This window comes from Parafrankia sp. BMG5.11 (assembly GCF_004337455.1).
In genome coordinates, this window is the sequence record NZ_SJXI01000121.1 from 1 (window position 1) to 10241 (window position 10241).

The window sequence follows — 10241 nt, forward strand, 5'->3', positions numbered from 1 at the left end:
GCTCGCACGCTCGCGGAGTCCACGATCACCGACGACCAGTCGACCTGCCCGGCCCCGCCGTGGGCGTCGAGGACCGCCCGGTGCAGCCGGAACCAGACCCCCGCCTGGGTCCAGGTCTGGAACCGGCGGTGCGCCGTGGGTACCGACACCCCGAACTCGGCAGGCAGATGCCGCCAGGCGCACCCCGCCGTCAGCACGTAGACCACCGCAGTGAACACCGCCCGATCCTCTATCGGCGCGGTCCCACCACCCTGGTGGCGGGTCTCGAACCGGGGCAGCAGCGGTTCCACCAGCTCCCACAGATCGTCCGGGACCAGCCGCAGAGCGAGGCGGTCGCTCACATCTCAAATCATGCAAGAAGATCCACTACATCCACGTGAGACACGCTCTTAGCTTGCCGCGCGCATCTGCCGATTGGTCTACGGCACCGTATGTCGGGGTTGGACGATTCCGCTGCAGGCTTAGCCCCCTACGTGGCTGGCTTCTCGGCCGGGACGTGCCGAGATATGCGCGTTTCGAGGCGTTCGGGGTCGTCAACGAGTTCGGTGGTGAGTGCTCGGTCGAGCGTGTCGCCGTGGTTGAGTACACCGGCGTGATGGGCGGTCCGCAAGGTGAGGCCAGTAAGAGATCGCTAGAACGACGGTTGTTGGTTCTCCGTCCTCGATGTGAGGTTGACGTGTCGGTTTCGTCTGTCACTGCCTCGGGTCGCATTGCCGGGGAGGAACGCGAATTCGTCGCCGTCGAGGTCGAGACGGCCGTAGTGTGGTGCGGCGAAATGGGCTGGGAACAGCAGTGCGTCTTCTTCGTACAGCCTGCTGAACAGCCTCCGGCGGGTTTCTATGGCTGCTGCGAGGTCGTCGCAGCCTGGCAGGTGCAGCTTCGGCCTGGACACTTGGGCCGGGTGATGGAGCGCGTCCCCGGTGAGGTAGGCATGCGCACCCTCGGAGGTGAGGCGGAGCATCGAGTGTCCGAAGGTGTGACCGGGTGCTGCCTCGACCGACAGGCTCGGCGAGATCGGGTAGGGGGCGGAGATGATCTTGGCGAGGCCAGCTTCGACGACGGGACGTACGCATTCGTCGAACACGTTGAGGTCGCCAGTGGTGCCTGAGTCGGCCTGTGGGGCGCGGTCGGGGTCGGGTGAGCGTGTGTCCCAACGCCGGTATTCCGTGTCGACGAAGAGGTAGACGGCGTTCGGGAAGGTGGGTGTCCATCTCTCGTCGACGCGCATGGTGTTCCAGCCGCAGTGGTCGTGGTGCAGGTGGGTACAGAACACGACGTCGATTGTTTCCGCGGGTGCGCCGGCTGCGGCCAGGCGTTCGAGGTAGGGCAGGTCGAGGTCGTCGAAGTATGAGACGCCGCGCTTGCGGCCGTTGCCGTTGCAGGGGTCGACGAGCACGGTCAGGCCGTCGACGCGGACGACCCAGCTGTGGTTGGAGAACTGGAAGGTCATCGTCGCCGGGTCGAGGAATCCGTCGGGCAGCGGGGTGATGCGCCGAGCAATGAAGTCCTTGTCGTCTGTGAGTGCGATGAACGGGACGGGGAGGTATTGCTCTTCTACGCGGTCGATGCGGGCCGCGCCTACGCTGACGGTGGTGCCTGACGTTTCTGTCATGGGTTTACCCTTCCTCTTATGGCTGGGTCCCGAGACTGCCGTCGGTGGAGCTGGTCGGCGGCAACGCGCGGATCCATCGCGCGAGGCGGTCCCAGAGCAGGCGGCGGGTGCCGGCGGCGTTGTGGCAGTGCCCGGATTTCGGCAGCACGAACAGGGTGACGTCGAGGGAGGAGTAGTAGGCCCGGGCCTCGTCGTGGTGGCGGGGTGTGGAGTCGCGTTCGCCGAGGCCGATGAACACCGGGCAGCGGAGGCGTCCCGCGTGGTCGGAGGCGATGAACGGGACGATCGACAGTGGGCCGCTGACGCCTGGCAGGTGGGTGTTTGTCAGGTCGTCGGTGGCGATCACGTCTGCGGGTACGTCGTCCCAGTAGAAGTGGTGACGCATGGCTGTCATGGTCCGGTCGGCCGCGAACGGCGTGTCGAACGCGCCGGACCTGGCAGGCTCCATGATTGCCTCCAGGCTGGGCACGCCGAGCACGCCGGTGCCTATGCTGGCGTGGGTGTCGGCCCAGGTGATTATTGGTCCTACTGTCCCGTATCCGAGCGGTGCGACGGCGTCGAAGCTGCCGTGCAGTGACTGCTGGAAGATGGCGAGCATGGCGCCCATCGAATGGCCGACTCCTACGGTCGGGCCGAGTTCGAGCGGGCCGAGGTCGGGTAGGAGTGAGCCTTTCACGGCGCGCTCCGTCAGCTCGGCGAGTGTCGCCGCGTTCGCCGCCGCGACGACGTCGGGTGTGAGTTCGGCGGCTCGGGGGTGCCGGGAGCTCTCGCCGGTGCCGATGTGATCGACGGCGATGACGAGCATGCCGTGGCCGGCCATGTGCTCGCCGAAGCTGTAGCCGGTGCGGCCGGGGACTTCGAGGTGCCAGTACGCCTTTGTGTAACTACCGCCGGGCAGGCAGAAAAGTAACGGCACCGGCCCCGCTGTTCCGGCTGTGGGCGGGAATACCCAGGTGGTGACGTGGTGGCGCCCGTCGATCGGCACGCGGCCCGTGACGTCGACGACGGCAGTGGCTGGGGTGGTCATCGGTGGTGTCCTAACAGGCGCAGGGCGGTGTCCGCCAGCTCGAAGAGCAGGGGTTGGTCGGTTACGCCGCCGGCCTTGGCGAGGTCGAGGGCGATGTCAATGTCCTTGCGCAGGACCGGTGCGTGTTGCGCGATGCCGGAGGTGTCGAAGTCGGAGCGCGCCAGGATCGCGGCGGCGCGGCTTCCGCCGCTGCCGTTGGCGAGCACCCTGGCGAGGGCAGCACGGTCGACGCCCAACCCGTCGGCGAAACCGAACGTCGTGAGGCCGACGGCGATCTGCGCGGTGAACACGAGGTTGTTCAGCGCCTTGGCGACCTGGCCGCTGCCGAGGGCGCCGAGGTGCAGGACGGGGTCGCCGAAGGTTTCGAAGACCGGACGGCACCGGGTCAGGGCGACCTCGTCGCCACCGGCCATCACGAGCAGCCGTCCCGCTGCGGCACTCGGCGCGCCGCCGCTGACGGGCGCGTCGATCAGCGTGACGCCGTGGCCGGCGGCCTTCTCCGCGAGGCGGTGGCAGGTCGCAGGGTGGATCGTGGAGTGGACGGCTATGACGCCGCCGGGGGCCATGCCGGCGAGGACGCCGTCGGGGCGCAGCAGTATGTCTTCGACGTCGGCGTCGGCGACCACGCAGAGGCCGACGAGGTCGCTGGCGGCCCCGACCTCGGCGGGCGTCGAGACGACGGTGGCGGCGGTATCGGCAAACGGCGCCACCGTTTCCGGGCGACGCCCCCAGACGGTGAGCGGGTAGCCGTCCTCGACGACTCGACGTGCCATCGGCGCGCCCTGGCTGCCGAGCCCGATGAACCCGACTCGCACCATCAGACAACCTCCTCGAACGCGGGCGACGACGCCCGTAGCGAACGTTCCATAGGACGGACGAGCACGATCCGAAACAGCGCGTCGTTCCGTGGCAGGACCGACCGGAGTGCTCATTGGTAATCGCTGACGAGCCGGGCCAGGTAGGCGTCGAGGTCGGCGGCCCGTTCGCGGAGCTCGTCGGCCGCCTCCGGCGCGGTGAGGAGCAGGAACCGGTCCTGGACGACGGCGTCGGCCACGAGCTCGCCGACGGATTCCGCGTCCACGACGGGAAAGCTGGGGCCTCGTGGCGGGTTCGGATCGCCGTAGAAGCTGATCTGTTCGATGATGTTGGTGGCGACGCCTGCCGGGCACAGGCAGGTCACTCCGATGCCCCGGGGCCGAAGGTAGAGGGCCAGTGCCTCGGACAGGCCGACGACGGCGTGCTTCGTCGCGGTGTAGGGGAGGCGGTCGAAGCCGTAGGGCAGCAGGCCTGCGGTCGACGCGGTGTTGACGACGTGGCCCGACCCCTGTTCGAGGAGCAGCGGCAGGAAGACGAGGTTGCTGCGCACGACGCCCAGAAGGTTGACGTCGACGACGCGCTGCCACGCCTCGAACGGGATGTCTTCCGGGGCGCCGACGGCGAGGATGCCCACGTTGTTCATCACGATGTCGATGCGCCCGAACCGGTCCAGGGCGAGATCCCGGGCGGCCTCCAGATCGGCGAGGCTGGTCACGTCGCACTTCGCCGCCGCGGCATGGTCGCCGCACTCGGCGGCCACCGTGGTAGCGCGGGCGCCGTCGACGTCGGTCACGACGACCCGGGCACCGCGGGCGGTGAAGGAACGGGCCGCGGCTCGGCCGATACCGCTGCCAGCTCCCGTGATCAGTGCGACCGCGTTGTCGAGGTCCACGCTCATTGCTGATCTACTCCGTTGGTCAAAGGGACGTCTGGCGTTTGATCACAGGAACGTCCGCCAGGCGACGCCGGCGGGGTCGGTGCCGTCGAGGGTCGCGAGTGCGGCCTCGGAGACCGGGGCCTCGAGGAAGCCGACCATGCCGTCGAGGAGGCTCATCACCTCGACGGCGAAGGGAAGGACGGCCTGACCGCCTGACCGGGCCCGCTCCCGGTCAGCACCGGCGTGCACGATGGACGTCATCGCGTGGGTGATGCGGTGGGTACGCAGCGGCTCGGCGATGTGCGGCAGCAGCGCCTTCAACTGCTGGTCGAATGCCGTCACCGAGCTCCGGAACTCCTCCGGCATGCTCTCGAACACGTCACGGCGGCCGCACTGCCAGAGCATCGCCACGAAGTTGAGGTAGTGGCTGCCGGGCTGCTCGCTCTGCTCCAGGACCGTCCGAAGCTGGCACTCGACCCACGAGCGCAGATCCTTCGGGCGCAGCTCGGCGACCAGCAGGGTGCGCCGCTCGTGCAGGCGAGGAAGCCGATACTCGAAGATCGCTTGGGCCAGTTGGTCCTTCGAGCCGAAGTGGTACTGCACCACCGAGTTGTTGCCGTTGCCTGCCGCCACCCTGATCTGGCGCATCGACACCCCCTCGATCCCGTGCAGCGCGAACAGGCGCTCCGCGGCGAGCACGATCTGTTCCTTCGTCGAGCGAGTCACCATCGGCATGGCTGCATAGAAGCACTCTGGACGAAAGTGAGTCAATCCTCTTACAGTTCGGCAACACGTCTCATGCAGCGCCGGGAGGTACCCGCGTGACCCACCCGCCAGCCGTCCAGACCTACCGCGAGGTCATGACCGTCGACCCGCCTGTCAAGACCACGCCGTTCGAACAGGCGACCCACGAGTTCGTGTTCGGCCAGGTCTGGCCGAGGCCCGGACTCAGCCGCCGCGACCGCCGGTGGGTCACCCTCACCTGCGTCGCGGCGGCCGACTCGCCGCAACCCATCGACGACCACGTCTACGCCGCCCTGAACAGCGAAGACATGTCCCTGGAAGAGATGCTCGAGTTCGTGCTGCAGTTCGCCGTCTACTGCGGCTGGCCCAAGGCGTCCCACGTCGAAGGCGTGATCCGTCGGCAGTGGGTGCGTATCCGGACCGCACGCGGCGAGGACGCGACGCCGTGGCCGATGCTGGCCGATGCCACACTCGGCCCGAACGACTGGGCCCAACGACTTGAGCGCGGCGTGAAGGAATTCGAGGACGTCAACGGCTTGCCGGCACCCAAGCCCGACTCGCCGTACACCCACGCAGGCATCCTCAGCTACGTGTTCGGCCACGTCTGGCAGCGGCCGGGCCTCAGCCGCCGCGACCGCCGACTCGTCACCGTCGCGAGCGTCGCCGTCGACGACTCGCCGATGCCGTTGATCGCGCACGTCGGCGCCGCACTGCAGTCCGGCGACATCACCAAGGCCGAGATGGACGAGGTCGTACTGCAGTTCTCGGCCTACTACGGGTTCGCCAAGGGCGAAGCGCTGCAGGCGAGCGCGGACGACGCCTGGGCTCGCCTGCACGGGTAGCAGCTCACGACAGTGCCGGCACCGTCCGCCCCTGCACCGGTGGGCGGGGCAGGAGGTAGCGGCGGCTACGACAGGGCGATGACCCGGCTCTCGATCGACCGGCCACACCGAAAAACACTGCAGTACCTCGACTGACCCAGTGCGACGGTGAACCGGTAGCCGGGATATTCCTCACAGGAAATACTCAGAAAGCGGGCTGTCGACGCCGCGCGCGGTTGACCCCGCCAAGCAGAGTCGGCACAGAGGGAATAAAGAGAGTCTCCCGCAGGGCCACTGTCATCTGTGATGGTAGCGGCGCCGGCCCGCGCTGTTCTCGCCCACCTGCCCTCCGTGTGAACCTCGAAAAACTTTCAACTAAGGCGTTAACGCCGTCGTTCGCTGTTGACGTCATGTGTCGCTCTCTGACCGGCGACCTGTCGGACTACTCGACCATTAGATGGGAAGAACATGCACCTTACGACCGTACCGCCCGGCAGTCTGGCTCAGTCACGGGCGCGGCGACCGATCGCGAGAAAGCGTTTAGCAGCCTTATCCGCCTTATCTGCTAGCCTGCTTTTTGTCGCCGCGTGTAGTTCTGGCGACGACGGCTCAGCTGAAACACCTGCCACTGGCGGGAACACAGCGGACGTGCTCGGGCCATCGGCGCCGGCGCAGGGCGAGCCGGTACGGATCGGTCTGGTCACCGACGGCAAGAGCGCCGGCGCGGACACGTCCGTCGAGCCGGCGGCGGCCGACGCGACCGTCGCGTTCCTGAACGAGCGCCGCTCCGGTATCGGTGGTAGGCCCATCGAGCTGGTGAAGTGCGAGACGCTGGGAGACCCCGCCAAGGGCACCGACTGCGGAAACCAGATGATCGAAGAGGACGTCGTCGCCGTCCTCATGGGCAACTCGGCTGTCTCGGACAGCGTCTGGGAGCCGCTGCACGAAGGACACGTCCCTGTGGTGCTGTTCGCCTCGAGCGGTGCCGGCCCGCTGGCCGATGGCGAGTCGACCTTCATCCTGACCGACTCCTCCTTCGCCGTAATCGACCTTCCCGTGCAGCTCGCGGAGGAACGGGACGCCACAAAGGTGACGTCGGTCGTGATCGACGTGCCGGCCGCGCTGAACCTCGTACAGAACGTCGCCCCGGCGCTGTTCGAGGACGCGGGCATCGACTTCGATCTCGTTCCGGTGCCACCGGGCACGGCTGACATGACGCCGCAGATGCAGAACGTCGTGGACGGCGACACTGGGGTCGTGTTCATCGTGGGCAACGACGCGTTCTGCATCAGCGCCATGAACGGCCTGCGGGCCGTCGGGTACGAAGGCCAGATCAGCGCCATCTCGCAGTGCATCACCGACGCGACGCGCAAGGGTGTTCCCGGGGACCTGCTGGAAGGGACGGTCGTCGCCGCCTCGGCGCCGATCGGGCTCGACAACTCCTCGACCCGCCTCTACAACGCCGTCGTGGAGACCTACGGCGACGACGTCGACACCAGCCAGGTCCTCGGGATGAGCATGTTCACGACGATTTCCGCCCTCCAGTCGGGCGTCGAAGGGATCACCGGGGACGTCACCTCCGAGTCCATCATCGCCGCACTCAAGTCGATGCCGGAGAAGGACCTTCCAGGCGTGGAGGGCATGCGGTTCCGCTGCAACGGCAAGGCCGACCCGAAATCACCCTCGGTCTGCGTCCGCGGAGGCCTCGTCACGACGCTGAACTCCGACGGCCAACCCGCCGAGTACAAGGCGCTCGGCGTCACTCCGATCGAGGACTGAACCGGCTCAGGTTCAGCAACGCAGGCTTGACCGGAACAACGTCGGGAGATCGTGATGGACCGCGTCGCTTCGCTCCTTCTCGGGCTGGGTAACGGGGGAGTGTACGCGGCGCTCGCGGTCGCGGCCCGAAAACCCGGTCGATGCTGGAAATCTTCCCTGCTCTGGAGCGGCGGTGGACCCTACCCGCGGGGGCGTTGTCCGGCGGCGAGCAACAGATGCTCGCGATGGCACGGGCTCTGATCCAGCAGCCCAAGGTGCTCCTGGTCGACGAGCTCAGCATGGGCCTGGCACCGCATGTGGCCGAGGCGCTGTTCGACACCGTCCGCCGCATCGCCACCGACCACGGCAGCGCCGTAGTCCTCGTCGAACAGCACGTGAACCTCGCGCTCGAAGTCGCCGACACCGCCGCCGTCCTCAACCACGGCACCATCGTCCTACGAGGCCCCGCCACGGAACTCGCCAACGACACCAAACGCCTCGAGCGCACATACCTCGGCACACTCGGGACAAGTGGAAGAGGACTGACCTCATGCCTACGATCGGAATCGCGACGGGCGCAGGGCGCGGAATGGGAACTGCGTGCGCGGCACGGCTTGCGGACATCGTCGACGTCCTGCTCCTGGTTGACAAGGACGATGGATCAGCGGTAAAGACAGCGAAGAGCCTCGTCGGCGACGACCGGAGAGCCAAGGTCGAACCGTTTCCCCTCGACGTCACGGACCGCGAAGGTCTGTCATGTCTGTCGTCGCGGGTATCGGAATTGGGCACGCTGCGCGCTGTCGCACACGCCGCAGGCATCTCTCCGACCATGGCCGACTGGCGTCAGGTCCTGACCGTCGACCTCGTCGGCACCGCCCTACTCAGCGAAGCGCTCTTACCCTTGACGACGCAAGGCACAGCCGTCGTCCACTTCGCCTCGATCGCGCCGCTGCTCGACCCAAGCGGGGCGAATCCGGCCGCTGAGGCTGCGCTCGACGACCCACTCGGGGCAGGTTTCCTCGAGCGGATACACGAAGCAGTCGGATCCACGATCGAGGACTCCGGAATAGCTTATATCTGGGCGAAACGTGGGGTCCAACGGCTTGTGCAGCGCGAAGCCACCCGGTTCGGCCGGCTCGGCGGCCGGGTCTGCTCCGTGTCACCAGGCATCATCGACACCCCCATGGGCCGGCAGGAGGCAGCGACTCGATCTACCAACGACTGGCTGGTGGAACAGACGCCGCTCGGCCGAGAGGGCCACGCCGACGAAGTGGCTGCTGCGGTGGCCTTCCTGCTGTCCAACGAAGCGAGCTTCGTCAACGGGATCGACATCCCAGTCGACGGCGGCGTGATAGCTGCCCTACGGACCGCCGTTCGTCTGGGCCAAGACCGCCGACGAGATCCTTGAGACCCTCGCCGCCTACTGCCAGCGAATCAGCGACTCAGGACACTAGGCGGTGAGGAGCGCTTCGACCTCGCGGCCCCAGTCCGGATACATCGCGGCCTTCCGGGCGTGCATCGCGAAGATCGCCTGATGCAGCCCGGGATCCAGATCGTCGGACAGTCGCACCGCCGACAGCCTGGCCAGCCTCCCCAGGATCACGTCGTCACCCTTCACATGCACCGGGTCGTGCATGTACCGCTCCAGCGCGTCCAGGTCCGGGATCGCCGCGAGGTAGGCGTGGGTGAATCCCTCAGCGGGGTCACCGAGATCCTGCCCGACGGCGGCGAACGCGACCGACCCGGTCGAGGCCGTGCGCCGCATCGTGGCCAGCACCTCCGCCTTCTCATCCTCGGTGACGTCGTTCCGAAAGCTGAACCGCAGCACGTTGACGATCAACGAAACTCCCCTGCTCGTTATGCACCAATCAGTGCACTTTAGCGCACCAGCACGTGCGATAGCTATCCTTGCCTGGTGGGCGCAGCGAGGCCGGACGGAGCGAGAGGCCGGATCGACAAGCGGCAGGCGATCCTGGACGGCGCGTTCACGATCTTCGCCCGGGACGGATACCACACGGCGGGGATGGACGCGATCGCCGCCGAGGCGAAGGTCGCGAAGCACACCCTCTACAACCACTTCGGGGACAAGGAGAACCTCTTCCGCGAGGTGGTCGCCGCCCTGTCCGACCAGGCGCTGGCCCGTAACCTCGCCGCCGTCGAACAGCTCCGCGAGCAGGGCGATCTGGCCGCGATGCTCACCGAGACCGGTCGTTGCCTGGCCGAGTGCTACTGCGATGAGCGTTCGTCGGCGCTCCGGCGGCTGCTGCACTCGGAGATCACGACCATGCCGGACCTGCTCGACATCGTCCGCGACCGGGCGAGCGACCGGGTCAACGACGCGCTGGCGGCGCGGCTGGCCAGACTGGCCCTGGCCGGCCGGCTGGATCTCGGCGGCGACCCCGCGATCGCCGCCGAACAGTTCGGCGCCCTGCTCACGGGCTCGCTGGAGGCCCGCTCCCGGCTGGGAACTAGGAAGATCCCCCAAGCGGAGCTGCGGGCCGTCGCCGGACAGGCAGCCGCGACCTTTCTCCGCGCCTTCGGCACCGAGTCCTAGTACTGAGTCGTTTTCGTGCGCCCAGCAGACTG

At 67.5% G+C, this 10241-nt stretch carries 11 protein-coding genes and 1 pseudogene; 5 read left to right on the plus strand and 7 right to left on the minus strand.

Features of this window, described 5'->3' with window-relative positions; translation table 11 throughout:
* The 6 genes from E0504_RS45965 to E0504_RS45990 form a co-directional block, all read right to left on the minus strand.
* Nucleotides 1-341, minus strand: a 341-nt coding sequence (locus E0504_RS45965) for a transposase (protein WP_131627635.1), incomplete at its 3' end; no start/stop codon positions are given.
* Between the two features lie 290 nt (nucleotides 342-631).
* On the minus strand, nucleotides 632-1612 hold the full coding sequence (locus E0504_RS45970) for an MBL fold metallo-hydrolase (protein ID WP_131627637.1): 981 nt from the start codon (nucleotides 1610-1612) through the stop codon (nucleotides 632-634).
* A 16-nt stretch (nucleotides 1613-1628) separates the two neighbouring features.
* Entirely contained in the window at nucleotides 1629-2639 is a 1011-nt protein-coding gene (locus E0504_RS45975) for an alpha/beta fold hydrolase (protein ID WP_131627639.1), read from the minus strand.
* Nucleotides 2636-3454 carry an NAD(P)-dependent oxidoreductase gene (locus tag E0504_RS45980; RefSeq protein ID WP_373694013.1) on the minus strand — a complete coding sequence of 273 codons (819 nt, stop codon included), beginning with the start codon at nucleotides 3452-3454 and terminating at the stop codon, nucleotides 2636-2638. Before E0504_RS45980 ends, E0504_RS45975 begins: the two co-directional genes overlap by 4 nt.
* A 113-nt stretch (nucleotides 3455-3567) precedes the next feature.
* Nucleotides 3568-4353, minus strand: a complete 786-nt coding sequence (locus E0504_RS45985) for an SDR family oxidoreductase (protein WP_112108961.1) — start codon at nucleotides 4351-4353, stop codon at nucleotides 3568-3570.
* A 42-nt stretch (nucleotides 4354-4395) separates the two neighbouring features.
* Nucleotides 4396-5061 (minus strand): TetR/AcrR family transcriptional regulator, encoded by a 666-nt coding sequence (locus tag E0504_RS45990; RefSeq protein WP_306769394.1) that lies wholly within the window; start codon nucleotides 5059-5061, stop codon nucleotides 4396-4398.
* Between the two features lie 131 nt (nucleotides 5062-5192).
* On the opposite strand from E0504_RS45990, the gene E0504_RS45995 reads away from it, so the two are divergent.
* The 4 genes and pseudogenes from E0504_RS45995 (at nucleotide 5193) to E0504_RS46010 (ending at nucleotide 9063) form a co-directional block, all read left to right on the plus strand.
* Nucleotides 5193-5918 (plus strand): carboxymuconolactone decarboxylase family protein, encoded by a 726-nt coding sequence (locus tag E0504_RS45995; protein ID WP_112108963.1) that lies wholly within the window; start codon nucleotides 5193-5195, stop codon nucleotides 5916-5918.
* A 627-nt stretch (nucleotides 5919-6545) separates the two neighbouring features.
* Nucleotides 6546-7676, plus strand: coding sequence for an ABC transporter substrate-binding protein (locus tag E0504_RS46000; RefSeq protein ID WP_235014920.1), 1131 nt, complete (start codon nucleotides 6546-6548; stop codon nucleotides 7674-7676).
* A 110-nt stretch (nucleotides 7677-7786) separates the two neighbouring features.
* Nucleotides 7787-8176 (plus strand): annotated as a pseudogene (locus E0504_RS46005) (ATP-binding cassette domain-containing protein); the annotation flags it as partial.
* 68 nt (nucleotides 8177-8244) lie between these two features.
* Nucleotides 8245-9063: an SDR family oxidoreductase gene (locus tag E0504_RS46010; protein ID WP_200835482.1), complete on the plus strand. Its 819-nt coding sequence runs from the start codon at nucleotides 8245-8247 to the stop codon at nucleotides 9061-9063.
* 42 nt (nucleotides 9064-9105) lie between these two features.
* Here E0504_RS46010 and E0504_RS46015 read toward each other — a convergent pair whose 3' ends face one another.
* Entirely contained in the window at nucleotides 9106-9495 is a 390-nt protein-coding gene (locus E0504_RS46015; RefSeq protein ID WP_112107690.1) for a Dabb family protein, read from the minus strand.
* A gap of 75 nt (nucleotides 9496-9570) precedes the next feature.
* Between E0504_RS46015 and E0504_RS46020 the strand changes: the two genes are divergently transcribed.
* The gene (locus E0504_RS46020) at nucleotides 9571-10209 is read left to right on the plus strand and encodes a TetR/AcrR family transcriptional regulator (protein WP_241831219.1); all 639 of its coding nucleotides are present in this window, start codon (nucleotides 9571-9573) and stop codon (nucleotides 10207-10209) included.
* Nucleotides 10210-10241 lie beyond the last annotated feature (32 nt).